General features: G+C 54.4%; 19 protein-coding genes and 2 tRNA genes. 16 read left to right on the forward strand and 5 right to left on the reverse strand.

The window, feature by feature from the left end; all coding sequences use genetic code 11:
* The first annotated feature begins 58 nt into the window (after positions 1 to 58).
* Entirely contained in the window at positions 59 to 547 is a 489-nt protein-coding gene (locus ACWFTY_RS08095; protein WP_447526757.1) for an RNA polymerase sigma factor, read from the forward strand.
* Positions 544 to 1,266, forward strand: coding sequence for an anti-sigma factor family protein (locus ACWFTY_RS08100; RefSeq protein WP_447526758.1), 723 nt, complete (start codon positions 544 to 546; stop codon positions 1,264 to 1,266). The genes ACWFTY_RS08095 and ACWFTY_RS08100 overlap by 4 nt, the downstream gene beginning before the upstream one ends.
* Positions 1,267 to 1,468: 202 nt before the next feature.
* Here the strand turns inward: ACWFTY_RS08100 and ACWFTY_RS08105 are convergent, their stop codons facing one another.
* Together ACWFTY_RS08105 and ACWFTY_RS08110 are read right to left on the reverse strand one after the other, a co-directional pair.
* Positions 1,469 to 1,714, reverse strand: coding sequence for a hypothetical protein (locus ACWFTY_RS08105; protein ID WP_447526759.1), 246 nt, complete (start codon positions 1,712 to 1,714; stop codon positions 1,469 to 1,471).
* Between the two features lie 499 nt (positions 1,715 to 2,213).
* Positions 2,214 to 2,303 (reverse strand) — tRNA-Ser (locus tag ACWFTY_RS08110).
* Positions 2,304 to 2,535: 232 nt separating this feature from the next.
* On the opposite strand from ACWFTY_RS08110, the gene ACWFTY_RS08115 reads away from it, so the two are divergent.
* The 13 genes from ACWFTY_RS08115 to ACWFTY_RS08175 all read left to right on the forward strand — a co-directional run bounded on the left by ACWFTY_RS08115 (position 2,536) and on the right by ACWFTY_RS08175 (position 19,848).
* The gene (locus ACWFTY_RS08115) at positions 2,536 to 3,369 is read left to right on the forward strand and encodes a sterol desaturase family protein (protein WP_447526760.1); all 834 of its coding nucleotides are present in this window, start codon (positions 2,536 to 2,538) and stop codon (positions 3,367 to 3,369) included.
* 103 nt (positions 3,370 to 3,472) lie between these two features.
* Positions 3,473 to 5,623 carry an FAD-dependent oxidoreductase gene (locus tag ACWFTY_RS08120; protein WP_447526761.1) on the forward strand — a complete coding sequence of 717 codons (2,151 nt, stop codon included), beginning with the start codon at positions 3,473 to 3,475 and terminating at the stop codon, positions 5,621 to 5,623.
* Entirely contained in the window at positions 5,620 to 6,891 is a 1,272-nt protein-coding gene (locus ACWFTY_RS08125) for a NupC/NupG family nucleoside CNT transporter (RefSeq protein ID WP_447526762.1), read from the forward strand. The genes ACWFTY_RS08120 and ACWFTY_RS08125 overlap by 4 nt, the downstream gene beginning before the upstream one ends.
* 24 nt (positions 6,892 to 6,915) lie before the next feature.
* On the forward strand, positions 6,916 to 7,503 hold the full coding sequence (locus tag ACWFTY_RS08130) for a CDP-alcohol phosphatidyltransferase family protein (RefSeq protein WP_447526763.1): 588 nt from the start codon (positions 6,916 to 6,918) through the stop codon (positions 7,501 to 7,503).
* Between the two features lie 84 nt (positions 7,504 to 7,587).
* Positions 7,588 to 8,463, forward strand: a complete 876-nt coding sequence (locus ACWFTY_RS08135; RefSeq protein ID WP_447526764.1) for a DUF1499 domain-containing protein — start codon at positions 7,588 to 7,590, stop codon at positions 8,461 to 8,463.
* 112 nt (positions 8,464 to 8,575) lie between these two features.
* Positions 8,576 to 10,222 carry an HAD-IB family hydrolase gene (locus tag ACWFTY_RS08140; RefSeq protein WP_447526765.1) on the forward strand — a complete coding sequence of 549 codons (1,647 nt, stop codon included), beginning with the start codon at positions 8,576 to 8,578 and terminating at the stop codon, positions 10,220 to 10,222.
* A gap of 20 nt (positions 10,223 to 10,242) precedes the next feature.
* Positions 10,243 to 12,585, forward strand: a complete 2,343-nt coding sequence (locus ACWFTY_RS08145) for a glycerol-3-phosphate 1-O-acyltransferase (protein ID WP_447526766.1) — start codon at positions 10,243 to 10,245, stop codon at positions 12,583 to 12,585.
* Positions 12,586 to 12,610: 25 nt separating this feature from the next.
* Complete coding sequence (locus tag ACWFTY_RS08150) at positions 12,611 to 14,191, forward strand: WS/DGAT/MGAT family O-acyltransferase (RefSeq protein WP_447526767.1); 1,581 nt, start codon at positions 12,611 to 12,613, stop codon at positions 14,189 to 14,191.
* A 105-nt stretch (positions 14,192 to 14,296) separates the two neighbouring features.
* Entirely contained in the window at positions 14,297 to 15,745 is a 1,449-nt protein-coding gene (locus tag ACWFTY_RS08155; protein WP_447526864.1) for a DUF3336 domain-containing protein, read from the forward strand.
* Positions 15,742 to 16,605 carry an alpha/beta hydrolase gene (locus tag ACWFTY_RS08160; RefSeq protein WP_447526768.1) on the forward strand — a complete coding sequence of 288 codons (864 nt, stop codon included), beginning with the start codon at positions 15,742 to 15,744 and terminating at the stop codon, positions 16,603 to 16,605. The genes ACWFTY_RS08155 and ACWFTY_RS08160 overlap by 4 nt, the downstream gene beginning before the upstream one ends.
* A gap of 1 nt (position 16,606) precedes the next feature.
* Positions 16,607 to 17,545 carry an alpha/beta fold hydrolase gene (locus ACWFTY_RS08165; protein ID WP_447526769.1) on the forward strand — a complete coding sequence of 313 codons (939 nt, stop codon included), beginning with the start codon at positions 16,607 to 16,609 and terminating at the stop codon, positions 17,543 to 17,545.
* A gap of 61 nt (positions 17,546 to 17,606) precedes the next feature.
* On the forward strand, positions 17,607 to 18,608 hold the full coding sequence (locus tag ACWFTY_RS08170; RefSeq protein ID WP_447526770.1) for an NAD(P)H-dependent glycerol-3-phosphate dehydrogenase: 1,002 nt from the start codon (positions 17,607 to 17,609) through the stop codon (positions 18,606 to 18,608).
* 349 nt (positions 18,609 to 18,957) lie between these two features.
* A complete protein-coding gene (locus ACWFTY_RS08175; protein WP_447526771.1) occupies positions 18,958 to 19,848 on the forward strand; it encodes a crotonase/enoyl-CoA hydratase family protein in 891 nt (296 codons plus the stop codon).
* A gap of 7 nt (positions 19,849 to 19,855) precedes the next feature.
* Here the strand turns inward: ACWFTY_RS08175 and ACWFTY_RS08180 are convergent, their stop codons facing one another.
* The 3 genes from ACWFTY_RS08180 to ACWFTY_RS08190 all read right to left on the reverse strand — a co-directional run bounded on the left by ACWFTY_RS08180 (position 19,856) and on the right by ACWFTY_RS08190 (position 24,791).
* Positions 19,856 to 22,363 carry an ATP-binding protein gene (locus tag ACWFTY_RS08180; RefSeq protein WP_447526772.1) on the reverse strand — a complete coding sequence of 836 codons (2,508 nt, stop codon included), beginning with the start codon at positions 22,361 to 22,363 and terminating at the stop codon, positions 19,856 to 19,858.
* Between the two features lie 53 nt (positions 22,364 to 22,416).
* Complete coding sequence (locus tag ACWFTY_RS08185; RefSeq protein WP_447526773.1) at positions 22,417 to 24,576, reverse strand: EAL domain-containing protein; 2,160 nt, start codon at positions 24,574 to 24,576, stop codon at positions 22,417 to 22,419.
* Between the two features lie 138 nt (positions 24,577 to 24,714).
* Positions 24,715 to 24,791, reverse strand: a tRNA-Pro gene (locus tag ACWFTY_RS08190).
* A gap of 186 nt (positions 24,792 to 24,977) precedes the next feature.
* Between ACWFTY_RS08190 and thyA the strand changes: the two genes are divergently transcribed.
* Positions 24,978 to 25,910 (forward strand): thymidylate synthase, encoded by a 933-nt coding sequence (gene thyA, locus ACWFTY_RS08195; protein WP_447526774.1) that lies wholly within the window; start codon positions 24,978 to 24,980, stop codon positions 25,908 to 25,910.
* Positions 25,911 to 25,976 lie beyond the last annotated feature (66 nt).

The raw sequence follows: 25,976 nt of genomic DNA on the forward strand, positions 1-25,976 counted from the left end.
AAACGAACCCGTTCCATCGTTTCATCCATAGACCATGAATAAAGGATATCCGCGCTGAATGGCATTTGAACAGGATTTGCTGGAATTGCTCCCGCAACTGCGGCGTTTCACCCGCAGCCTAACGCGCAATATCGATGATGCAGATGATCTGTGTCAGATGGCCCTCGAACGTGCGCTGAACAAGCGTGACCAATGGCAAACGGGAACAAGACTGGATAGCTGGATGTACAGGATTACAAGAAATATTTGGATCGATACGGTCCGCGCGGCGGGTCGGCGGGAACATGTCGCCAATGATGAAGACGCGATGCAGAATGTTGCGGGCGACGATCACCAGCGCATGGAGGAACGGATGGAACTCTCCGATGTCGATCGCGCAATGGACCGCTTGCCGCTCGAACAGCGCGAAGCAATCGTACTCGTTCTGGTCGAGGGTTTTGCCTATAAGGAGGCGGCAGAGCTGCTTGATATACCGATCGGAACCTTGACCTCGCGACTGGTCCGCGGACGAGAGGCATTGCAACGTGGACTGGGAGAGGCAGCATGACATTTGATGAGGAAAAGATCATCGCCTATGTCGATGGCGAGTGCGATGCGGTGACCGCCAGGCGGATCGAGAAAGCGATGGCGACGGATGGCATATTGGCTGAACGCATCGCCCGGGAACAGGCGTTACGAAGCCGATTGGCGGCCCATTATGATCCGGTCGCACAGGAGCCCGTTCCGGATCGGTTGACGGCGCTGCTGACCGCTTCGATGGATAGCAATGTCGATAACAGCTTTGCCGGGCGAAAAGCCGACGAGGATCGGAAAACGGCCAGCCAGCAAGGCTTTGGTATCGCGCAATGGGGCGCGATGGCGGCAACGCTGGCGCTGGGCATTGTGGTTGGCCAGTTCGGGCTTGGCCAGAATGGTGGTCCCATTGCCCAGCAGGACGGCGCCCTGATCGCCAGCGGCGCGCTCGAAAATGCTCTGGAAAGGCAGCTAGCCTCCGCCCAGAGTGATGACAGCAGTTATCGCATCGGTCTGACCTTCCGCTCCCAGTCGAATCAGATTTGCCGGAGCTTTGACGGTGAATCTCTTGCCGGAATTGCCTGCAAGGCCAATGATCATTGGCAGCTGGAGGACATGATTCCCGGCAAGGCCACAGGCGGCTACCGGCAGGCCTCGAGCAGCGAAATCAACGCTCGCGCCGCGGCCATGATGGCCGACGCTCCCGAGGACGCGGACAGCGAACGCAAATTAATGGAAAAAGGCTGGAAATAGCTCTCCGAACATAGATGCAACATCGAAGGATCTTTATCCGACGGGTTAATCGGGGCGATATTGCGGAAAATAAAAAAGGCGGGGTTTGATCCCCGCCTTACTTGTCCTCTGTTGAGGCGAACTAGTCGCCGACTGTGACCCGGCCAACCCGGAAATTACGATCCCGCATTTCCTCGACATAGTCCTTGTTAGCATCGACAAGCTAATTTTCATATTCTTCCCACGCCTCGCGCGTGTCTTCCGCATCGGTCGCCCGGCGCAAATCGCTTTTGAGTTCCTTGTCGGCTTCCAGAATATCGGCCAGATAATTATACCAATGCTTGTTATATTGACCGGCAATTGGTTCCTCGCGGATGTCGACCTCGCTTTGCTGGCTGACATGAGCCGCCAGCGGGGTGGCGGTGATCGCGATAACCGCGAAGCTTGTAGTCAAAAATGTAGTTCTCATTTCAATGCCTCCTTTATGTTTGTGCAACGAGAACGAAGCGAGATGCATATTTCATCCATCGGAACAAATTTCTGCCAATTTTACGGGGGCACGTTATTCAGATGACCCGCAGAAAACGGCTTTCTTTCCGATATGAAAGGTTCGATAACCCTCCAACCCCTCTTTCCTACAACCTCCCCCTTCTGGTACAACGATCCCATGAACCCGCGCCATCATGCTCTGCCTTGCCGGTGCAACCTTGAGCGCCGCTGGAAAGCTATCCGGCCGACGGGCGCGTGCTCTATCAATAGGGAGGTGGCTGATTTTATAGCAAAATAGCTCGTTTCATCGGCCACAGGTTTTTCCGCTTTAGAGGGTGTGACCCGTGTGACCCGAAATAATATTTTTGCGGCGGAACAGGTGCCGCTGATATGATGATGACTACCGATTTCGGGAAAGTGGCGGCGATCTCGTTCCCATTTGGCGGGAACAGCGTCGGCGATCAAACCCGCTGTGTCTGTGGAGGTGCGTTAGGGATTCGAACCCTAGATACCATTGCTGGCATACCGCATTTCGAGTGCGGCGCTTTCGACCACTCAGCCAACGCACCTCATAGACGGGGCAGCATCTAGCGATCATGACGCAGCGCTGCAACCCATATCGCGGCGTAGCAAAAAATCACCGGTGAGACGGGCAGCGAATGATCGTAATTTCGCTCTGAAACCGCTGTAAAAACGGGGAAATTCGAATATAGGCTTTTGTGCCTCACATCTCTGCTATAGAGGGATTTCCCGCTATCCCTGAATCAGGAAAGCCCGAAAGGCGAAGCTGTACCACCCCTCATGACATCCGATCTCGCACAATATGGCTTGCTTCTGTCGCTGCTGCTGTTCGCGATTCTGGCGGCGAGCGAGGCTATGTTCCCGCGCCGGAAGCGCTCGCTGCCGCGTGTAAAACGCTGGCGGACCAATATCCTGATCATCCTGATGGATAGCGCTGCGCTTCGCTTGGTGGGCCCGATCGCCGCGCTCGCCGCCGCCAGCTATGCGGCGCAGCATCATATCGGCCTGTTCAACTGGACCGACTGGCCGGCCTGGCTGGAGTTCACCCTGGCGCTGATCTTGTTCGATCTGGCGATTTACGGACAACATATCGCTACCCATAAAATCCCGCTGCTATGGGCTCTGCACAAGGTCCATCACGCTGACCGCGACATTGACGTGACCACCGCGATACGCTTTCACCCCGTCGAGATCATCTTGTCGATGCTGTACAAGTCGGCGCTGGTCCTGTTGCTCGGCCCGAGCCTGCTGGCGGTGTTTGTGTTCGCGCTGATCCTCAATCTCTGCGCCATGTTCAACCATAGCAATTTGCGATTGCCCGACTGGCTGGACAAAAGACTGCGCCTGTTTCTCGTCACGCCCGACATGCACCGGGTCCATCACTCGACCGTACCCGGGGAAACCGACAGCAATTACGGTTTCAGCATTGCCTTATGGGACCGGATATTCGACACATATATTCCACAGCCGGAAGCCGGCCATGACGATATGGTCATAGGCCTGAAGGAATATCAGACAGACGGCCCGGCGGCCCTGTGGTGGAGCTTGGCGCTTCCGTTCCAGAAACGCTATCGGCCAGACAAGGCAAAAGGTTACAAAAGAAAATCTTCCTGATCCGGAAATTACGCTAGGTTCCAAAGCGGTCATAAGCTCCATATAGGGAAATATATATACAGCTGGCCATTGCAGAGGAGCCCCGTCGGGCAGAAAGTCTTACATGAAAAAAATACTGATACTTTTCCTTTTCGCCGTTGCCATCGCCAGCTTCTTCTATTTCGATCTTGGCTCGCAGCTGACATTGGCCAATCTGAAGGAGCAGCAAGCTGCCTTTGACGCGCAATATCAGGCCGCACCCTTCCTGGTCATTGGTATTTTCTTCCTGATCTATGTCGCGGCGACAGCGGCATCCCTGCCGGGTGCGCTCATTCTCACCTTGGCGGCTGGTGCCCTGTTCGGGGTTTTAGCCGGTACGATCATAGTGTCCTTCGCATCGACGATCGGCGCGACCATCGCCTTCTTGTCGTCCCGCTATTTGTTCCGCGACACGATCAAGGCGCGTTTCGGTGACCGGTTGAAGGCGATAGACGATGGCGTCGAAAAAGACGGGCCGTTCTATCTTCTCACTCTCAGGCTGGTTCCGATCTTTCCCTTCTTTCTGATCAACTTGTTGATGGGCCTGACCGCGATCAAGGCGCGTACCTTCTACATTGTCAGCCAGATCGGCATGTTGCTGGGTACGGTCGTCTATGTGAATGCAGGAACCCAGCTCGCCAATATCGATGAAGTCAGCGATGTCGGCTCGCCCGGCTTGCTGCTGTCCTTCGCCGCTCTCGGCATAACGCCGTGGATCGGCAAGTGGATCGTCGGACTGATCAAGCGCCGGAAAGTCTACGCGCGCTGGACCAGGCCAAAAAAATATGACCGGAACATGGTGGTGATTGGTGCCGGAGCCGCCGGACTGGTGTCGTCTCTTATCGCCGCCACGGTCAAAGCCGAAGTTACCCTGGTCGAAGCCGGCAAGATGGGTGGCGACTGTCTCAACTATGGCTGTGTGCCCAGCAAGGCACTGATCAAGAGCGCCAAGGTCGCCGAGCAGATGCGCCACGGTGACATTTACGGGCTGAACAAGGTCGAGCCGGAATATAGCTTCAAGGCGGTGATGCAGCGTATTCACGGCATTATCGCGGACATTGCACCGCATGACAGCGTCGAGCGCTATACCGATCTCGGTGTCGATGTGGTGAAGGGCTATGCCACGATCGTTGATCCCTGGACTGTTGAAATCAAGCGCGAGGATGGCGAGACACAGAGGCTCACCACGCGTTCCATCGTCATCGCGACCGGCGGCCGGCCGTTTGTGCCCGATCTGCCCGGTATCGACGACGTCGGCTATGTAACGAGCGACACGCTCTGGGAAGAATTCGCCAAACTTGACGATATACCCAAGCGCATGATCATACTCGGCGGTGGCCCGATTGGCTGCGAGCTGAGCCAGGCCTTTGCCCGGCTGGGTGCAGAGGTGGTGCAGGTAGAGCGTTCCGGACGCCTGCTGGCGCGCGAAGATGATGATGTCGCGGAATTGGCGCTTGGTGCGCAGCGAACATCGGGCGTCGAAGTCTTGACCGGCCATGATGCGATCCGCTGTGAGCTGGTGGACGGCGAGAAGCGTCTGATCCTCTCCGCAGATGGCAAAGAAAAGAGCATCGCCTTTGATGCGCTTGTGGTGGCGGTCGGCCGCAGAGCGCGCCTGAGTGGATTTGGTCTTGAGCAACTGGGCATCGAAACCGACCGAACGGTCGTCACCGATGATTATCTCGCGACTCTCTATCCGAATATTTTCGCAGCCGGCGATGTGGCCGGGCCCTATCAATTCACTCACGTTGCGTCACACCAAGCCTGGTTTGCTGCGGTGAACGCATTGTTCGGCCAGTTCCGCAAATTCAAGGCTGACTATCGGGTGATCCCGTGGACCACATTCATCGATCCCGAAATTGCCCGGGTCGGCCTGAACGAGCAGGACGCCAAGGCGCAGGGCGTTGCCTATGAAGTCACGACCTACCAGATGCACGAACTGGACCGGGCGATCGCCGACAGCGCCACCCAAGGATTTGTCAAAGTTCTGACGCCGCCGGGCAAGGATAAAATCCTAGGCGTCACTATCGTTGGCGATCATGCCGGCGAACTACTCGCCGAATATGTGCTGGCGATGAAATATAAACTCGGCCTAAATAAGATATTGGGAACGATCCACACCTATCCGACCATGGCCGAAGCCAATAAATATGCCGCCGGCGAATGGAAACGGGCCCATGCGCCGGAAGGTCTGCTGCGCTGGGTCGAGCGCTATCACAGCTGGATGCGCGGATGATCGGCATCCTGCAGCAAGGGCAGGGCCTGATCGGCCTGTCACTGATCCTTCTGTTCGTTTGGCTGCTATCCGAAGATCGACAAGCGCGACCAAGCTGGAAATGGATCGGCGGCGCGCTGCTGCTGCAGTTCACCATCGCGCTGGTGATTGTCCGGGTGCCCTTTGTCTGGGATATCATAGGTCTCGCCAATCAGGGCGTGATGGCGATTGAAAAAGCGACGCTGGTCGGGTCCGCATATATGTTCGGTTATGCCGGCGGGGCGGAATTGCCCTTTGTCTTGAAGGAAGGCGCTCAGCCTCCACTGATCATTGCTTTCCAGATTTTGCCTCTGGTCATCGTCTTCTCGGCGCTGTCCGCCTTGCTGTGGCACTGGGGCGTACTCGCGTGGATTGTGCGCGGCCTGTCCTGGGCGCTGCGCAAGACCATGGGTGTCAGCGGCGTGGTCGGGCTGAGCGGCGGGGCGAATATCTTTCTCGGCGTGGTGGAATCGCCGCTGGTCTTGCGCGCCTATTTTGAAAAAATGAGCCGGGCGGAACTGTTCATGGTGATGGTGCTGGCGATGTCGACCATCTCCGGCGCAATCTTGGTCCTCTATGCTTCAACCCTGTCTGCTACCGTGCCCAATGCCGTCGGCCATATGATCTCCGCATCGCTGATCTCGCTGCCGGCCGCGATATTATTGGCGCGCCTGATGGTGCCGGGTGACGGCAAGACCGAGACCAGCGACAAGGATGAGCCGGGATTGAAATATGACGGCAGTATCGACGCCATTGTTCGTGGAACGATGGAAGGCGTGCAGGTGTTTCTCGCGGTCATCGGCATCATCCTGGTGGTCTTCGCGCTGGTCGCTTTGGTCGACCAGATATTGACAATATTGCCCTATGTTGATGGTCAGGCGATAACGATCAAACGTGCCTTCGGCTGGCTCTTCGCGCCCGTGATGTGGACATTGGGTGTGCCCTGGGATCAGGCGCCCGCCGCCGGGGCTCTGATGGGTACCAAGACGATCCTCAACGAATATGTCGCCTATCTCGACCTTTCAGCGCTGCCGGAGGGCACCTTCGATCCGCGCAGCCAGTTGATTGTCGTCTACGCGCTATGCGGGTTCGCTAATCTTGCCAGCGTAGGATTACTGGTGTCGACAATCGGCACCCTTGCTCCATCGCGCCGCGTCGAAGTGGCGGGGCTCGGCATGAAAAGCTGGATCGCCGGCAATTGCGCCACCGCGATGACCGGAGCGGTGATTGGGCTGATAACCATTGCGTGAGGAAGATAGATGCTTGATTCCCGGATGAGACCGCTGATTGATCCGCCGCTGAATGCCATCGGCAAGGGGCTGGCGCGATCCGGCTTAACCGCCAATCAGGTCACAATTGCGGGCGCAGTGATCGGCATCGGTGCGGGCGTCGCCATCGGTTACCATTATTATCTATTGGGTCTCGTGCTGGTGCTGCTGAGCCGTGTGCTCGACGGGCTGGACGGCGCTGTTGCCCGCGCGACGAAACAATCGGATTTCGGCGGCTATCTCGATATTGTCAGCGATTTTGCTTTCTACGTTGCGGTGCCTGTCGGCTTCGGCTTTGCCGCCTTCGCCAATCTTCCCTACGCGATGATCCTGATCGCCAGCTTCACCCTGACCGGTATCAGCTTCCTCGCTTACGCGGTGATGGCAGCCAAAGCGGGCCGTGAAACCGACGCGCACGGCAAGAAGAGCTTCTTCTACAACACAGGTCTCGCGGAAGGCACGGAGACGATCACCGCCTTTGTCCTGATGTGCCTGCTGCCCCAATATTTTGCTGCCATCGCGGTTATTTATTCGGCGATGTGCGTGATCACCGTGATCCAGCGGACCATCGCCGCGAAAGTTGACTTTCCCTAACCGGCCTGTGAGACCGCCGGCTCGGATAACAGGCAGGCAACAAAAGCGGGCGCAGACTGCGCGGCAAATATGACAGGGGTTTTGATGGCAGACGGTAATTGGACCAAGCGACTGGGTAAATCAGCGCTGACTTTTGGCATTGCAGCGCCGCTTGTCGCTTTGATCGGTGTCACTCTCGCGCGCTATGATATCGTTGGTAAACTGACCGGATTCTCCGGAATTCTGGCCGGAGGGCTGATCGCCGTCATCGGATTATTGGTGGGCGTGAGTGCACTTGTTCTCGCTTTCAAAAACGGCGGTAGCAAGAAAGCTGCGCTTTTCGGATTGCTCCTCGCGCTAATCCATATTGGCTTCCTCGGGTCTCGCGCAGCGGCAGGCGGAGATGTTCCGCCTATCCACGACATCTCAACCGACCTCGCGAATCCGCCGGAATTTGTTGAGCTTTCGCTCCGCGCCGACAATCTTGCCGGCGTAGATACAATTGAAAACTGGCGGGCAATCCACAGCAAGGGCTATCCCGATCTTCAGCCGGTCACCATCGCCAAGCCGGTGGCCGAAGTCATTGCCGATGCTCAGGAAACCGCCGGTGAACTGGGGTGGGACGTCGTTGTCGCCGATCCTGAAACAGGGCATTTCGAAGCTACCGCCAATGTCTCCTATATCCGCTTCCAGGATGACATCGTCTTGCGCGTGGTGCCGGCCGAAGACGGCGCGGCCAGTGTCGTCGATATGCGTTCTGTCAGTCGGGTCGGTGTGAGTGATCTTGGCGTGAATGCAAAACGTGTCCGTTCCTTTCTGGATAGCCTGGCTAAAATTGAACTCGGGCTACAGAAGAGGGGATCGGATATTTTGGTGGGCTCCGATTTCGATCAATCGTTGGGACAATCCGAGAGGGATTCGCCTGGCATCCCTCTTCGCCTGCTTTTAACCGGAGAATCTTCACTCTTCGGTCACAGTTGAACCATAAAGCAGCTTTCACAGCCGATTAGGCGGTGAATCGACTTTTCGCCAATAATAGCTGGGAAATGCTGCTGTTTTTTGGCACGATGGACTCCCGGCGAAGGACATTTTGATGACCAAGACAAAAACGGCTGACTATCAATCCCATTTGCAAGACGTTCTGGACGCTCCGGAAGGCGCGCATATCGCCGCTCTCTTCGATTTTGATGGTACTATTATCGCCGGCTATTCTGCGACCGCGATGTTGTGGGAGAAAATCAAACGGCGGGAAATGACAGCCGAGGAAGTCGTCGAAACGATAAATGTGATGGCGCAGTATAGCACCGGCAACATGGGTTTTTCAGGACTGATGTCGGGCGCGGCAAAATTCATGAAAGGCGTCACCGAGGACAGCTATTTCGAATTTGGCGAAGAGCTTTACGAAAAACATATCGCGCGCAAAGTCTATCCGGAAGCGCGGGCCCTGATCGAGGCCCACCGTGCCAAGGGTCATACGATTGCCATCGTGTCCTCCGCCACGATCTACCAGATCGAGCCGACCGCCCGCGATCTGGACATCGAACATGTGCTTTGCTCGCAATATGAAGTTGAGAATGGCGAATTTACCGGCAACATCATCCGGCCCTTGTGCTTTGGCGAAGGCAAGGTGATCGCAGCCGAAGGGCTTGCGGCGGAATATGGACTGGATCTCGATAACAGCTATTTCTACTCCGACAGCTATGACGATATCGAATTGCTGGAACGGGTTGGCAAGCCTCGGCCGCTGAACCCGAATGGCAAATTGCGCGAAGTAGCACGGGAAAATGACTGGCCGCTGGAAAAATATGAAAGCCGTGGGCAGGGCAAGCCGGTGGACTATATCCGGACTATCTACGCAACCGGTTCGCTGATTGGTTCGGCTATCGCATCGCTGCCGATCTGGGCGCTGACCGGGTCGCAGCGAGAAGCAATGAATTTTTCAACTGGCCTGTTCGGCGATATTGCCACCGCTCTGACCGGTTGCGAGCTGGAGGTGACCGGCGAGGAAAATCTGTGGATTTCCCGGCCCTGTATCTTTGTCTTCAATCATCAGAGCAAGGCTGATGTGATGATCCTCGCCAAATTGATCCGAAAGGATATGGGCGGGGTTGCCAAGAAGGAGGTCCGTGATACGCCGGTTATTGGCAAGCTGATGGAACTGGCCGGCACCGTATTCATCGACCGTGCCAACGCTAGAAGCGCGATAAAGGCAATGGCGCCGCTGATCGACGCGATAAAAATCGATGGTAAATCCATCGTCATCGCACCCGAAGGCACCCGTACACTGTCCCCGAAATTGGGCCCATTCAAAAAGGGGGCTTTTCATATGGCGATCCAAGCCGGTGTTCCGATTGTGCCGATTGTCATTCACAACGCTGGCGATGTCGCTCCGAAAAATGAATTTCTGATGCGGCCGGCCAAGGTCAGGGTTGATGTCCTGCCGGCAGTCGACACCAGCCAATGGACCACCCGGACTATGAATGACCATGTTGCCGAAGTGCGGGGTATGTTCCTCGAGGCTCTCGGACAGGCAGAAGAAGAGGAAGCACTTGAAACGCTTCTAAGCGAAGAGCAGGCACCGCCACAAAAAACGGGGCAGAGGAAAAAGACCGTCGGTCGGAAAGCGGGTGCCAAAAAAACAACTGGCAAAAAATCCGTTGCAAAGCAGACCGCAAGTCGATCTACCTCGACAGCTGGTCGAGCTACCGGGAAGTCGATAAAAATGGAAGCGGCGGAATAGGCTGAATTCAGGGAGTGGGGATGGACGAAGCAGCGCAAATAGCAAATTCCGGGCCGCTGCTGGCGCAAGGTCCCAAGCTATTTGTGATCGACGCGCGCAATGGTGTCGAACGCCGCTACCTGCTCAACTGGATACAGACCTCGATGCCCGACGTCGGGTCAGGTGAGAAACTCAACTGGGTCAGCTTGCCGATATCCGATGAACGCGCAAAAATGCGTCTCGGCCGTCTCGAGGAAAAGCTGAAAGAAAATCCGGATACTCTGGTGGTGCCGGTCCGCATCGCATGGCGTATCCCGAATTTTGAAAAAAGGCGTGCGGTCAAAATGCGCCATGTCATTTTTGGGGATCCGCGAAATCCGGGGGCTTTTCGCGCCCGGTCTATCCTGTTGCGTAACAAGCGCCGCGCGCAGTGCCTGATCGGGCAGCCCGCGACGATTGGCGAGCTTGAACAGAATTTTGCCGAACTGAGCAAGGATTACGACCAGACCGACACTACCGAATTTGCCGCTTTCGTGGTCCGGCAGGCCGGTCTGGTTCTGGATATTGCCGAACGCGGATTGCGCGGACGGCGCTATAAGGTGCCCCGGCATGTCGCAGACGGCCTGCGCAGTGATGCGCGGTTTCGGGCCGCGATGACCAAGCTTTCCGGCGAAACGGGGCAAAGCGAAGTGGCGCTCTACGAGCAAGCTGCAAAATATATGAAGGAACTGATCGCCCGGCCCAGTCCCTTGTTCATTGACATGAAGGCGAAGCTTGACCGGTTCATGCTGTCGCAGGGCTATGACGACCAGGTGGTTTTTGATCGCAAGGAACTGACCCGTTTGCGCCAGACGATGCGCGAACATCCGACGCTGCTGCTGTTTACCCACAAAACCTATATCGATGGCGTAACCGCAACTGATCTCGCCTATCAGAACGACTTGCCGCTCATTCACCTGTTCGGTGGCATCAATTTGGATTTTTTTGGTCTGGGTTTCATGTTGCGCCGTGCCGGTACCATCTTCATCCGCCGGAGTTTCGAGAACAACCCGGTCTACAAGCTCGTGTTGCGCTATTATGTCAGCTATCTGCTCGAGAAACGCTTCCCGATGACCTGGGCGTTTGAAGGCACACGCTCGCGGCTCGGCAAGCTGATGCCGCCGCGCTATGGCTTGCTCAAATATGTCATGGATAGTGCGCACAGCAACGATATTGAAAATGTCCATATCATCCCCGTCGTCACCAGCTTTGACCTTATCCGGGATGTCGAGGAATATGCCAGCGAACAGACAGGACGGCTCAAGAAACCGGAATCGTTGAGCTGGTTTATCGGCTATCTGCGCAGCCTGCGTGAGCCGATGGGCAAGGTCTATGTCGATTTCGGCGAGCCGGTCGTAGTCAAAAAGGCGCCCAATCCGAATGACCGGCTGGCGCTGTCGAAAATGGCTTTTGAAGTTGCCGTGCAGGCCAATCGGGCCACGCCGCTGACCCTGACTTCATTGATGTGCCTCTGCCTGCTCGGCACCGCCCCCCGCGCGATGACAGAAGATGAGCTGCGCGCGGTGATCAACTTTCTGGTCGGCTGGGCCCGGGAACGTGACATCCGCTTGAGCGAAGACCTGACCGACCAGAATCTGGAGGGCGTTCAGCGTGTTATAGAAACCCTGGTCAATAACGGACTGCTCGTCCGCTACGACAAAGGGTCGACTCTGGTTTACGCGATCGAACCGGACCAGCACCCGATCGCCAGCTATTATCGCAACACCATCATCCATCATTTTCTCGACAAGGCGATTATCGAATTGTCGGTGCTGAAGGCGCGCGAGGTCAATGACCGCAACGCGGCGGAAGTATTCTGGGAAGAGACCGACCGTCTTCGCGACCTGTTCAAATTTGAATTTTTCTACCCCGAGAAACAGCAATATCGCGAAAACCTGAAAGCCGAACTGCAGCGGGCCGATCCGGATTGGCAGGCGAAGCTTGAGGAGGGCGGCGTCAAGCTGGCCAGCCTGACCAACCGTTTCCAGCCATTGATTGGCCATGCCGTTTTCCTGCCGTTCGTGGAAGCCTATACTATCGTTCTGGATATATTGTCGCGGCTAGAGCCTGGCGATGTGATCGACAAGAAAAGCTGTGTGGAAACGGCGTTGAAAGAAGGTCGGCAGGCCTATCTGCTCCGCCGGATCACCAGCGAGGCCTCGATCGGAAAAATCCTGTTTGAAAACGGCTTCAGAATGGCCGCAGGACTAGGGCTGACCGGCGAAACCACCACGGACACGATCGCCGAACGGAAAGCATTACTGCGCAAATTCAGAGCGCTGTCCCGGCGTATGGAAAAGTCCAGGCTCGAACTGCTTGTGCTAGCCGACAAGATATTTGAATGATCGCGCTGTCGAAAGGACATGATTGATGACCGAGCAGAGCAATATAAGCCAGTTGAGTGCACAGGACGCCCAGTTTCTCTATATTCAGTCTGCCACCAATCTCACCCACGTGATGGCCGTCTATATCTATGATCCGTCCACCGCTCCGGGCGGGAAGGTAAGGTTCAAGGATATTATCGAGCATATGCGCAAGCGGATGGACATCTCGCCGATGTTCAAACGAAAACTATACCGTCTGCCGATGGATATCGACCATCCCTATTGGGTTCAGGACGAGCATTTTGATCTCGAAGCCCATATCTCGCACAGCCGGCTGCCCGAGCCTGGCGACTGGCGCCAATTCTGCATTCACGTTGCGCGCCATCATAGCAAGCCGCTGGATATGACCCGGCCATTGTGGGATATGTATGTGCTCGAGGGGCTCGACAATATTCCAGGCTATGCCAAGGGCAGCTATGCGATTTTGACGCGGATTCATCACTCGACCATTGATGGCGTGTCCGGCGCTCATTTCTTTGCCGCCATCTCGGACAAGGACAGCAAAGGCACGCCTGCGATACCTTTGCCAGAAGGCAAAGTGGCGGCAAATGAGCTGCCGACAGCTGCCGAAATATTGAGCCGTGCGGTCAATAGCACGGTGACGTCACCAGTAAAATTGGCTCAGGCATTGCTGAAATTTGCGCCCGCACTGCTTTCAAACGCTCAAAAAAATCTCACAGGTGGCGGCGAGAAGACGGAGTCCGGCGTTCCAGAAACCAGATTCAACGGCCCCGTTACGCCGCATAAAATGTTCGATGCGGTCACTTTTGATCTCGACGAGCTGAAGAAAATGCGTCTCAAAGTAAGTGATGCGACGATAAATGATGTGGTGCTTGCGATCTGCAGCGGCGCGCTACGCCATTATCTGACCAAGCATAAGGAGCTTCCGAAGGAATCGCTTGTGGCGGTGGCGCCGGTCAACGCGCGCAGCCGTTCGGGGGATGAAGCCAATCCCGGCAACAATATATCGGCAATGACAATAAAAATCTGGTCGAATATTGCTGACCCGTTGGAGCGGCTTGAAGCCATCAGGGACACCACGCGTGAAACCAAGGCGGCAAAGTCCGGGCTTAGCGCGCGGATCATGACCGATCTGACCAAGCATATTCCTGGTGTGACCATGGCGGGTGTGGCGCGGATCATGACCGACGAACGTTTCGCACCGAAAATGAGCAATTTGATGGTTTCCAACGTTCCCGGACCCCAGATTCAGCTATATATGAACGGTGCAAAGCTAACCCATCAATATGGACTGGCCCCTCTGGCGCACGGAATGGGCCTGTTCATCGCCACGCCAAGCTATAACGGAACAATCTCCTTCAGCATCATATCCGACCGCAAAATGATGCCCGATGTTGAGTTTTTCCGCGAATGCCTGCAAAGAGCATTTAACGAACTGCGGGATGCCAAGCCAAATGCTGTTGCACGTCGGACCAAGAAAGCGGCGGTGGCACCCAAACGGCCGGTATCCCCCAAAGAAGGTTCGGCGATGTATCGGCGGGTTGCCAAAAAACCTAGAACCGTTGCATCGAAGGCGATCGGTGGAGGCAAGCCGAAAGTGAAATAAGGAGCGGATAGATCGTACGTCGCCCGATTCCCGGGCGGTGAGCGCTACCATGCGTAATTTTGGTGAAAGAGTGAACCGAAGATGATCCTCAACACGACTTTGAAAATGGAAAAGGCCATGGCCCAGGCCAAGAGCTATTCCGAATGGTCAAAAGCCGCGAAAGCGCACGACAAATCAACCGGAGTCGACATATGGAAGTCGTCTGACGAAAGTAAGCATTTTGATCATAAGTCCATTCGCCGCCGGCTGAAACGCCTCTCCAAGCTATGGAAGTCGCAGGACAATGCTGGGCTTCTCTACGCGCTGAATGAAGGCATTCACGGGAATATGGATGGCATGGGTCATGCCCGGCTTCACCAGAAAGCCAAATTTGGCACCAAACAGCTTATCCAGGATTATGTGGACGCGATCGCCAACTCGCTGGAATATCTGGCGAGCGAGAAGGTTACAGATATTCCATTCGAGGAAAAGCTCGATTTCTTTCGGCGGGCGCAGCATTGCTACGGACGGTCAGCGTTTCTGATGAGCGGTTCAGGTGCCTATCTCTATTTTCATGTCGGAGTCGCAAAAGCACTGTGGGAAGAAGGGTTGCTACCCGATATTATGTCCGGTTCCAGCGGTGGATCGGTCGTTGGCGCCTTGATCAGCACCCATGTTGACAAGGAAATACCGCCATTTTTCAAACCGGAAAACCTAACTCTGGGTACGGATCACGAAGATGAAGGACAGGGCGGATTTCTGGGCGGTCCCAGTCGTATGCGCGCGGACGAAATACGCCAGCGTCTGACAGACTTGCTCCCCGATCTGACGTTTCAGGAGGCCTATGAGCTGACCGGTCGGCATCTCAACGTTTCGATTGCGCCGGCGGAAAAGCATCAGACTTCCCGGCTGCTAAACGCAATTGCATCGCCGAATGTCTATATTCGCGAAGCGGTTCTGGCTTCCTGCGCAGTGCCGGGCATCTATCCACCCGTCACATTGGCGGCCAAAGATCATCGCGGAGAACGGGTGCCCTATCTGCCCAATCGCAAATGGGTTGACGGTTCGGTTACCCACGATCTGCCAGTCAAACGACTTGCGCGGCTCTATGGCGTGAATCACCATATTGTCAGTCAGGCCAATCCGCTGATTACACCGTTTTCCACTGATTTCAGCCAGACACGCAATCCACTGTCGTCCATCCGCAATGCAACGACGGCCACCATGAAAGCATGGCTCAACGCAAATGTTGAAATGATGCAGAAACCCTTGTCCTATTTTCCGCGCCTGAATAGCATGGCGAATATGGCGCTGTCGGTGATCAACCAGGATTATACCGGCGACATAAATATCATTCGTCCGACGATGTTCTGGGGACCTTCCAAGATTTTGAGCAATTTGCCCGTTGAGGACATTGCCGAATTGATCCAGCTTGGCGAGCGCACGACTTGGCCGAAAATAGAGATGGTTCGCACTCAGACCAAGATCAGCCAGACTCTGGACCGCATCTTGTTCGAATATGAAAATGAGCTGACGCACGACCATGAATTGGTGATGAAAAGGAATATCGCTTGAAACACGAAGACGGGACGCTGACGCTGGCGACCGGTTCCAGGGCGGGCGGGGCGAAATTATATTGGCAGAAATGGCTGCCCGACGATAAGCCGAAAGCGATAATCCTGCTCGTTCACGGCTATGCCGAACATGCCGGGCGCTATCAGTATTTTGCCGAACATTGTGTAGGCAGGGGCTATGCAGTCTTTGCCATGGATCATTGGGGGCATGGAAAATCGGACGGCACGCCCGGGTTCGTGCCAGGCTTTTCGGTTTTTCGTGACGGTGTTGATCGTCTGCTCGCTCAAGCCACGCAGGATTTCTCCGATCTACCCGTCATGCTGGTCGGACATAGCATGGGCGGATTGATCAGCGCGACCTATCTGCTTACCGAGCAAACCAAGTTCGCTGCCTGTGTGCTTTCCGGTCCGGCAATAAAGGCGGCCGAAGAACCATCCGCGGTTCTCAAGGCTATCGGCGGCTTTCTGTCCCGCTTCTTTCCGAAGCTCGGGGTACTCGAACTCGATCCGAACGGGGTCAGTCGCGACCCGAAAGTCGTTGCAGACTATCTCGCGGACCCACTCGTCTACAATGGCAAAATGGGTGCAAGACTGGCTGCTGAAATGTTGGCCAATATGAACACCGTGCAGGAAAATGCCGGACAGATTTCGCTGCCGATGCTTTTGCTTCACGGTGGGAAGGACAGCCTGGCTGCGGTCGAAGGTTCGGAATTTCTGGATCGTCATATATCCTCAAGCGAGAAACAGCTCAAAATCTATCCGGAATTGTTTCACGAGATTTTCAATGAACCGGAAAAAGACACAATATTGAACGACATGACCGACTGGTTGGACAAACAACTGGCGGCGAGAGGAACGTAACTTGGAAGCAGTCGAAATTTTCCTGACCATTTTGGGCATCTTGATGGTGTCGCTGATCGCGCTATATGTGCTGTTCCCGCGAACTTTATACGGTTTCCTGCGCAACACTTTGCGGCGAAAAGGCAAGCTGACGGCAAAGTCGATCAAAGCGGGCGATATGATCTGGCCATATCTCGAAGGTGGGCCATCGGACGGCGAGCCATTGGTACTGCTTCACGGATTCGGCGGCGACAAGGATAATTGGGCGATATACGCGCCGGAAATCGTTGGAAAATACCGCCTGATTGCTCCGGACTTGCCGGGATTCGGAGAGAATATCCGGGAAGTAGATCGTGATTATGACATGGCGACACAAGCAGCCCGCGTGCGCGAATTTCTGGACGCCATGGGGATAGATAAATGCCATATCGGCGGCAACAGCATGGGCGGTTTTGTCTCGCTGCGCTTCGCGCTGGATTATCCCGAACGCTTGCTGTCGATGACCTTGTTCAACAATGCGGGCGTTGTCGGAGCCAATGAAAGCAAGCTTCAGATCGAGGCCCAGGCCGGGAAAAATCCGCTCGAAATTCACAGTCCTGACGACGTGAAGCGGATGCTCGCGTTCGTCGCACACAAGCCGATGAAAGTCCCCGGGCAATTCCGCAAGATTTTCTACGAGGATTTTGCCGTACATCGCGAGCTGCTCGACAAGATTTTCTGGACTTTGGTAGAGGATGGTACGGGCAAGGCCCTGAATGACCAGCTCGATCAGGTAAAGGCGCCGACCCTTATCATCTGGGGTCGCCATGACCAGCTGATCGATGTCAGTTGTGTCGACGTGCTGGAAGACGGCATCCCCAATGCAGAATCAGTGGTGTTTGAGGAAGTCGGCCATATCCCGATGATCGAAAACCCCAAGGGGACCGCCAAGCGTCATCTCGAGTTCCTTGCAAAATACTGAAATTCCCTTCAGTTTGGACAGGATGGGCTTCCGCTAGAGGAGTCGCCGATGGAGGGTGTTTATGGAATTGAAAGTTGGATTGCTCGGCGGTGGCTCATGGGGAACCACGGTTGCGTCTCTGGTTTCGCGCAATGCGCCGATAAAAATCTGGGCGCGGGATTCTGAAACCGTCAGCGATATCAACAATAATCATTGCAACAGCAAATATCTGCCCGATATAAAATTGCCCCCTGCTTTGACCGCAACGTCGGAAATCGGGGAGGCCGTGTCAGGCGCAGATGTCCTGGTCATGGGGATACCCTCCAATAATTTTCGCAGTGTACTGGAAGAAGCCAAGCAATATCTCCGGCCATGGGTTCCGGTTATCAGCCTTACCAAGGGTTTGGAGCTGGCCACCAGCAAGCGGATGACCGAGGTTATCGAAGAGGTTCTGCCGGGCCATCCGGTCGGGGTATTGACGGGTCCCAATCTGGCCCGCGAAATCATGGCCGGGCAAGCGGCCGCCAGCGTGATCTCCATGGAAGACGAGATTATCGTGAAACAATTGCAGCAGCTGTTCCACTCGGGCCTGTTTCGCGTTTACACCAATACCGATCTGCTGGGGTGCGAATTGGGCGGCGTGCTCAAGAATATCATCGCCATCGCTGTTGGCATGGGGGATGGTCTGGGTGCCGGCGACAATACGCGGTCGGCATTGATCACCAGAGGGCTTGCCGAAATCACGCGTCTGGGCGTTGCCATGGGTGGGAAGCCCGAAACATTTTCGGGGCTCACCGGCATGGGCGATATGATAGCCACCTGCACGAGCCCGCTGAGCCGCAACCGTCATGTCGGTGTCGAGCTGGGCAAAGGCCGCCATATTGATGAAATCATCGACGAAATGCACATGGTCGCAGAGGGTGTGAAAAGTGCGCCGACAGTGATAGCTCTGGCCAAGAAATATGGCGTTGCGATGCCGATTGCCGAGGATGTTTTCGAAGTCACAAAAGGCAACCGGTCTGCGGTCCGTGCATTCCGCGGATTGGTCAATCAGTCGGCCGGCGCGGAGTCTGACGCGGGTTGAAAATACTCGCTGGTCGGCAAGCGCAAACACCGGAAATCACAATCAAAATTACAGGGAAGCAAGGTGATTTCTCGCCTTCTCTTGCAGGATATTAACCATTTTGGGAGAAATAATATCACTCAAATGACTCAAAGATAAGAAAATTTTGGAGTCAATTAAGCATGTTACCCCATCTTCTCGGTTTTACTTGCATTGAAATGGGGCATGTCATAAAATTTTACATATAAGGCATATAGATTTGTTAGGCTGAGTATCGTCGAACATCGTGCCAGATATGGAGTATAATATGGACTTTCGCAGTCGCGCTGCCAACGAGTTGGATCGGAATTTGACGGTAGAGGCGAATGATATGTTAGTTCACGCATCGCCCATTTCGGAACCTGATATTTTCTCAAAACAGTTTCGCGAAATCGATCTGCGGTTCGATCGTTCCGACGAAATATTCTGGTGCTATATGAACCAGAAATCACGTCCCAGCTATACATATGAACTCGGTGACGAGATCCAGCAGGTTCAGGACTGGATTCATTCCACTTATGCAATAAACGGGTCAAAGGCTGTGGATCCGTTGCGCTATTTCGTTGCCGCTTCACACACGCCCGGAATCTACAATCTTGGCGGGGATTTAAAGCATTTTGCCGATTGCATCCGGCGTCGTGACCTGGGAGCGTTGAAGAAATACGCCCGTACATGCGTCCACATGCAATATGAGAATAGCACCGCATTTGGTGCACCGATCATCACGATGGCTCTGGTGCAGGGTGATGCCCTAGGCGGCGGTTTCGAACATGCGCTTGCTTTCGATATATTGGTAGCTGAAAAAAGCGCACGACTGGGACTGCCGGAAATATTGTTTAATCTTTTCCCCGGGATGGGCGCGTACAGCTTCCTGCGTCAGCGCCTCAGCCGCAAGGAAACCGAGCGGTTCATTCTCGAAGGAAAATTATATTCGGCTTCCGAGTTATATGACATGGGTGTCGTTGACATATTGGCAGAGGATGGGATGGGCGAAGCCGCCATCGTCGAATATACCAAGGAAAACCGCAAACGCTTCCACGCAGAACGGGCGGTGTATCGTGCGCGGAAAATTGCCAATCCGGTGAGCCTCGAAGAGTTGCTGGAAATCACCGATACATGGGCTGAGACCGCGCTCTATCTGGAAGAAGCGGATGTCCGCAAGATGGAACGATTAGCATCGGCGCAAGACCGGCGCATTTTGCGGTCACTTCGGGCCGTTTGACGATCCGTTAGATTTGCGCAGTCTTTTCGGTCGGCGCATTGTCGTTGCTGCTCGCCGATTTGGTTTCGAGATAGGCGCGAATATCGGTGACTTGCCGTTCAATTTTCGTCAGATATTCATGCCGTCTCTCCATGAACTCTCGCTCGGTGATAACCTCGAGCTTTGAACATGTCTCGACCAGGTAACTCGCACCGACATTCGAAGCACCGCTCTTGAACGCATGGGCGTGGAAGCGGAAATCATCAACAGATTCATCATCCACCGATTTGCGGAAGGCGACCAGAATCTCGCTGGTATCCTCCAGATAGGCTTCGATGATAGATTGCACAAAAGCCTCATCGCCGATCGATAGAAGATAATCCAGCTGTGTCGGATCGACTGCCGGAGGCTCCGGCCGCCGCAACTTACTGTCGAAATTGCTGACCACGCCCATCGGGTCGGTGTCGATTTCGTCCGCCGGTGTGGTGGCTCTGTTGGCCGTCTGCGAAGCGATGACTTCGATCAATTCGCCCGCCTCAATTGGCTTCGTCATCCTCAGATCCATGCCGGCATCAAGGCATTTTTTCTCGGTTTCCTCGGTAGAATCGGCTGTCAAACCGATGATCGGGATATGTTTCCGCGGTCCCTCGATCTGGCGCCATAGCCGACAGCACTCGATACCACCCATGATGGGCATGTTCACGTCCAGGAAAACAATCTCAAAAGTTCCTTTTTCGAGCTCCTCGAGAGCTTTCTCTCCGTCTTCAACCACGGTAACTTCGTGACCGGCATTGGCCAAAATCGTTTCAAGCACCATCTGGTTAGTGCGATTGTCATCCGCGACGAGCACTCGAACCGGCGCAATGTCCGGCGTTCGGGCATTGTCGTTTGACTCGGGCTGTTGCCGTGCGGTCGAACCGACGAATGAGCAACCAATCTGAACGGCACTGCGGATCGCGCTAAAGTCCGAACCCGGCGGCAGCAATGTCGCGAACGCCGCACGCAATTGAAGGTCCTTCAGATTTTTCTTTTTGTCTTCGGCAAACAAGACGGGCGGAAGCTTGGCATCCCGGAATGCGGACCATAAGGGGGACTGGTCGTCATGTTCGCTTGCGATGGCTTCATCCAGCAACGCGATATCGTATAACTCAAGATTACGGCGACCGAGAATTTCTCCGATATCGTCGGATTCATGACATTGGATATGGTCGATTTTAATCGGTTGATTGTCATCGTTACAGATGACCGGTGCGTCGAGGTCTCGCGTCAGCGATAGAATCCGGACGCAATCCTGATCCAGGCGGGTTTCTGGAGTCTCCAAAACTTCTGTAGGAAAGGACAAAGTAAATTTACTGCCCGAGCCGAGCTCGCTGTCCACAGAAATTTCCCCATTCATCTGATTGGCCAGTTTTTGACATATCGCTAGGCCCAGACCGGTTCCGCCGAATTCGTTGGCAATCGTATCATTCGCTTGCTGAAAAACATCAAAGATCTTCCGTTGCGCATCCACTGGAATGCCGGGGCCGGTATCGGTTACCGAAACCCACATCTGTCCTTGGTCTTTTGTCGAATTGAATCCGCATCTCAATGTGATCGATCCGGCTTCCGTAAATTTCACAGCATTGCTCGTCAGGTTGATGAGAATATTACGAATATAGCCGAGTTGTCCTGAGATGATCTGGTCGCTGCTTGGTTCCGCTTGAAGAATGATCTTGAGATTTTTCTCGTCGGCCGCGATCTGCATGATATCGCGAACCTCGGAAAGCACATCGACAAGAGAAAATGGTTTTGGTTCAGGCAGTTCATCGCGAGATTCCGAATGCGCAAAGTTGAGAAGCTGATTTATCAGGTGCAGCAAATGACGGCCCGCTGACACGCTGGTAGCGACCATCTGATGCTGTTTTTCCGGCAGCTTCATGTCAAGCAAATGGGTGCCGTAGCCGATGATCGCGTTCAATGGCGTACGCAATTCATGGCTGACGCTGGCGAGAAACAGGCTTTTGGCTTTATTCGCTGCTTCGGCTTCTTCCTTGGCTTGAGAGATTTTGGTGATCAGCGTCGAGCAATATGCCGGTATCACTATAAGGGCGACCAGCAATCCGATCGAGAGCGACGGGCTGTTGCGCCAATAATCGACCGAATAGATGGTCCATCCAAATGCGATAGCCGCCATCGCCGATGCCAGATACAGCCAGTTGACGCCAAAACGGAAGCCGTTGCCGAGGATGACCCACAATAATGCCGGATAAACAGCGGCAAAGCTTTCTCCGCCGATCTGGAAGAGGAAAGCTGCCGCTCCAAAATCTATGCAAAGCCCTAGAAAACGCCTTAAACTCGACGGCTTGGGGTGCATGCGATAGGCAATTGCTACAGCGATGCTCACAATGAAATAGACGCCGAAACCGATGATCAATCCGGAGGAAGCATCGAGGATAGCGAAAGATGACCATGCGATGATGATCAGAATGATCCGGTTTTTGATCATCTCATGCTCACGGTCACGCACCTGACCGTCCATGCCGCCTTTTGGATGCATGTGGTGCCTATGCGACCTCGTCGGCGCGTTTTTTGAGGCGGATAGCAAGTTGATTAGCCTTCTGCTGCACGACTGGGCGGATCATTTTTCCGACCGTCAAACAATTTTCCGAGATCTTCGGCCCGTTGCGGACGCGCAATCTTGAATCCCTGAATCTCGTCGCATCCCGAAACGCGCAGCAGATCGAGCTGTGCATCATTCTCAACCCCTTCGGCGACGACACGCATGTCCAGCGCATGCGCCAGATGCGCGATGGTTCCGATAATCGCGCGATCGGCCGGGCTATGCTCGATGCGGGAGATAAAGGTGCGATCAATTTTCAGGCAATTGGCGGGCAAGTCCCTCAGATATTGCAGAGAGGAATAGCCGGTTCCGAAATCGTCTATGGAAATTCCGACGCCACTGCTGCGTATCTGCTGAAGCGTCGCTCTGACTTGTTCGTTATTGTCGATCAACAATTCTTCGGTGATCTCGATAGTGATTTTCGACGGTTCGATGCCGTTGGCCCTGATATTTTCCAGCAATTCATCGCACAGATTCTGGTTCTGGAACTGTCGCGGGGAAACGTTGATAGCAACGCGTGGCAGATCAATGCCCCGGTCTGCGTAGGATTTTATTTCCCGACACACTTCACCGATCACCCATCGGCCTAGAATATCCATAAGTCCGCTTTCATCGGCAACCCGAATGAACTGGATCGGCAGCAACCGGCCCCGACGCGGATGATCCCATCGGATCAGAGCTTCCAGGCCGACATATTCTAGAGTCTTGGCATCGACAATCGGTTGATATTCAAGCGCGAACTGGTTTTCGTTAAATGCGTCCCGTAATTCGTTTTCCAACGCGGCATCGGCTTGGGCAATTTCGTTCATGTCGTCCGAGAAAAACCGGTAACAATTGCGCCCGTTGGCCTTCGCATCATACATCGCGAGATCGGCCATGCGCAGGACTTCCTCATATTCATCGCCGTCATCGGGGATCAGGCTTACGCCGATTGATGCGCTGATAACCTGGCCCACACCACTAATCGCATAGGGCTCGCTGATCGCTTTCAATATTTTGGAACAGCGCGAATTGATCGAATCAATATTTTCGAACTTGTTCAAAATGACCGCAAATTCGTCGCCGCCAATGCGTGCTGCAAAATCCTCGGGGCCGATGACCTTGGAAATGCGTTCCGCAACTTCGCGCAAAAGCGCGTCACCGCTATGATGACCGCGGGTATCGTTGATGATTTTGAAGCGATCCAGATCAAGCAGCAGAAGGGCGGCCTGGCTGTTGGTAGTCTTGCAATTGGCAATGGTTGATTTAACATTCTCGGCAAGCAGCACGCGATTGGGCAGTCCCGTCAGCATGTCATGCAATGCCAGATGTGTTCTATGTTCCTCGGCAAATTTTCGGGCTGTAATGTCAACTGCAGTTGTCAAAACGCCAATCGTCTCACCCTTATGATTAAGCAATGGTGATTTGTTGCAATGAAAAATCAGATCAACACCGTCGCTGGTGATTTTCTCTTCATAATGCGGAATGGCAAGGCTTGATTTTAAAACCATTGCATCGCGTCGACGGGTGTTGGCCGCCAAGGTGGGTTCGAAATTATTGGCAAAATCCGTGCCCACCATCTCGTCCGGGTCTTTATCAAACAAGGCCGATTGATAAGCGTTGGTAAATAGGCATTTTCCCGAACGGTCGGTGGCGTTGATCATGATCGGGATTGTATCGATGATTTGCTCAAGCATGCTTTTGCCTGAAGGGCCTTCGTTTGAGGCTGCTGCGCCGAACGCGGCATGCTTGCGGCCGATTTCCGACGCGCGCTTGCGCAGCGTCACACTTTTCTTGCTTTTGGTCAGCAACGATAAAGCGCGGCTACAGAATTCTACATGCGAAACCGGGCTCTGTAGAAAGTCTGTGGCACCTGCATCAAGCGCGGCAAGTCGGCACTCGCGATCTTGATGCGCCGTAATGACAATAGCAGGTATTTCGTTGGCACCGGGCATCAGCCTGACTTTGCGGATGAATTCCGCACCGTTCATCTGGGGCATTCGATAATCGACAACCATCAAATCTGCTTTGTTGTCGCGCAGCCATTCCAGCGCCTCAACGGGATCAGCATAGGTGACGGCGGAATATTTTTCCCCCATCAGCGTCACAAACTGCGCATAGATCCGCAGATTGGTGGGCCGGTCATCGACTATTAAAACACGCGTGCTCATGATTGAAGGCACTACATGGCTATGATCAAGATAAGGTTAACGTCTATTTATCGGATCATTTTCCATCTTAATGCCGGTCATCAGCCTTTGCCGTGGCCAGCTTTTCTGGAAGATCTGGAGGCATGTTTGAGAAACCGGTGGTCGGGAAGAGAGGATTCGAACCTCCGGCCCCTGCGTCCCGAACGCAGTACTCTACCAGGCTGAGCTACTTCCCGATCTACTCGCTTTTTTCGGCGCGAGGGATGTGATGCGCCCATTATATGCCAGTCTGATTTGCGGTTCAAGCCATCGGCAAGGCGCGTCGTCAAAACTATAGTGCGATCATATCTGTCACCGGATTTGGTTGAGGATATCCACAGAGCGGTCTAGCGTTTGCAGAACATTAGTTGGAGTTTGATGGTTTGATTCCCGGACAGCATTATGAGCAGCAATATCTCGACCTGATGCGTCAAATCTGGACGCAGGGTGATGAACGTATCGATCGCACCGGTGTCGGCACGCGCGCCATTTTCGGGGTCACAATGCGCTTTGATCTTGCCGACGACGCTATTCCGCTGCTGACAACAAAGCGTGTTTTCTGGAAAACGGCGGCACGCGAGATGCTCTGGTTCCTGACCGGAGATACAAATATCCGCGAGCTGGTGAAGCAGAAGGTACATATCTGGACGGACTGGCCACTCGCCAAATATCGCAAGGAAACCGGCGAGCAACTGGACCGGGACGCTTTTGAACAGCGGATTATCGAAGATGACGGTTTCGCTGCAAAATGGGGCGATCTCGGTCCGGTTTATGGCAAGCAATGGGTCGACTGGCCGCGCTATACGCCAGCAGGCGAGGGGCTGTATCGCCGCGAGGAAAAGGGCATCAACCAGATTGAATTGCTGATCGAGGGAATCCGGAATAATCCCGGTTCCCGGCGTCATATTTTTACGGGCTGGAATGTTGCCGAACTGGACCAGATGGCTTTGCCCCCCTGCCACAAGACCTATCAGTTCTATGTCTCCAACGGGAAATTGTCGGGGCTGCTTTATCAGCGCAGTTGTGACCTCGGCCTCGGCTTTGCGTTCAATGTCTTTTCGGCGGCGCTGCTAATCCGGATGATCGCACAGCAATGCGATCTGGAACCGGGAGAACTGGTTTGGAATGGCGGTGATGTGCATCTATACCTCAATCACGCCGATCTGGTCGAAGAGCAAATCTCGCGTGAGCCTTCGGGCGCTCCGAAACTGAAAATTCTCGGCAAGCCCGGTTCGATTTTTGGCTATGATATCGGTAATTTCGAGGTGCAGGATTATCACCCCCAACGGCATATCTCCGCGCCGGTAGCTGTTTGAGTGATCAAAAGGGCAGGGAGATTGACCTAAATTGCGTTTTGTAATATTGTAACAGCTTGTTGAACG

The organism is Parasphingorhabdus sp. NYA22 (assembly GCF_976973735.1).

What these genes read in the sequence shown, in the direction of transcription:
- ACWFTY_RS08150 (WP_447526767.1), top strand. Translation starts at nt 12,611, where the DNA reads ATGACCGAGCAGAGCAATATAAGCCAGTTGAGTGCACAGGACGCCCAG.
- ACWFTY_RS08135 (WP_447526764.1), top strand. Translation starts at nt 7,588, where the DNA reads ATGGCAGACGGTAATTGGACCAAGCGACTGGGTAAATCAGCGCTGACT.
- ACWFTY_RS08155 (WP_447526864.1), top strand. Translation starts at nt 14,297, where the DNA reads ATGGAAAAGGCCATGGCCCAGGCCAAGAGCTATTCCGAATGGTCAAAA.
- ACWFTY_RS08100 (WP_447526758.1), top strand. Translation starts at nt 544, where the DNA reads ATGACATTTGATGAGGAAAAGATCATCGCCTATGTCGATGGCGAGTGC.
- ACWFTY_RS08175 (WP_447526771.1), top strand. Translation starts at nt 18,958, where the DNA reads ATGTTAGTTCACGCATCGCCCATTTCGGAACCTGATATTTTCTCAAAA.
- ACWFTY_RS08185 (WP_447526773.1), bottom strand. Translation starts at nt 24,576, where the DNA reads ATGAGCACGCGTGTTTTAATAGTCGATGACCGGCCCACCAATCTGCGG.
- ACWFTY_RS08140 (WP_447526765.1), top strand. Translation starts at nt 8,576, where the DNA reads ATGACCAAGACAAAAACGGCTGACTATCAATCCCATTTGCAAGACGTT.
- ACWFTY_RS08180 (WP_447526772.1), bottom strand. Translation starts at nt 22,363, where the DNA reads ATGCATCCAAAAGGCGGCATGGACGGTCAGGTGCGTGACCGTGAGCAT.
- ACWFTY_RS08130 (WP_447526763.1), top strand. Translation starts at nt 6,916, where the DNA reads ATGAGACCGCTGATTGATCCGCCGCTGAATGCCATCGGCAAGGGGCTG.
- ACWFTY_RS08170 (WP_447526770.1), top strand. Translation starts at nt 17,607, where the DNA reads ATGGAATTGAAAGTTGGATTGCTCGGCGGTGGCTCATGGGGAACCACG.
- ACWFTY_RS08115 (WP_447526760.1), top strand. Translation starts at nt 2,536, where the DNA reads ATGACATCCGATCTCGCACAATATGGCTTGCTTCTGTCGCTGCTGCTG.
- ACWFTY_RS08125 (WP_447526762.1), top strand. Translation starts at nt 5,620, where the DNA reads ATGATCGGCATCCTGCAGCAAGGGCAGGGCCTGATCGGCCTGTCACTG.
- ACWFTY_RS08095 (WP_447526757.1), top strand. Translation starts at nt 59, where the DNA reads ATGGCATTTGAACAGGATTTGCTGGAATTGCTCCCGCAACTGCGGCGT.
- ACWFTY_RS08145 (WP_447526766.1), top strand. Translation starts at nt 10,243, where the DNA reads ATGGACGAAGCAGCGCAAATAGCAAATTCCGGGCCGCTGCTGGCGCAA.
- ACWFTY_RS08105 (WP_447526759.1), bottom strand. Translation starts at nt 1,714, where the DNA reads ATGAGAACTACATTTTTGACTACAAGCTTCGCGGTTATCGCGATCACC.
- ACWFTY_RS08120 (WP_447526761.1), top strand. Translation starts at nt 3,473, where the DNA reads ATGAAAAAAATACTGATACTTTTCCTTTTCGCCGTTGCCATCGCCAGC.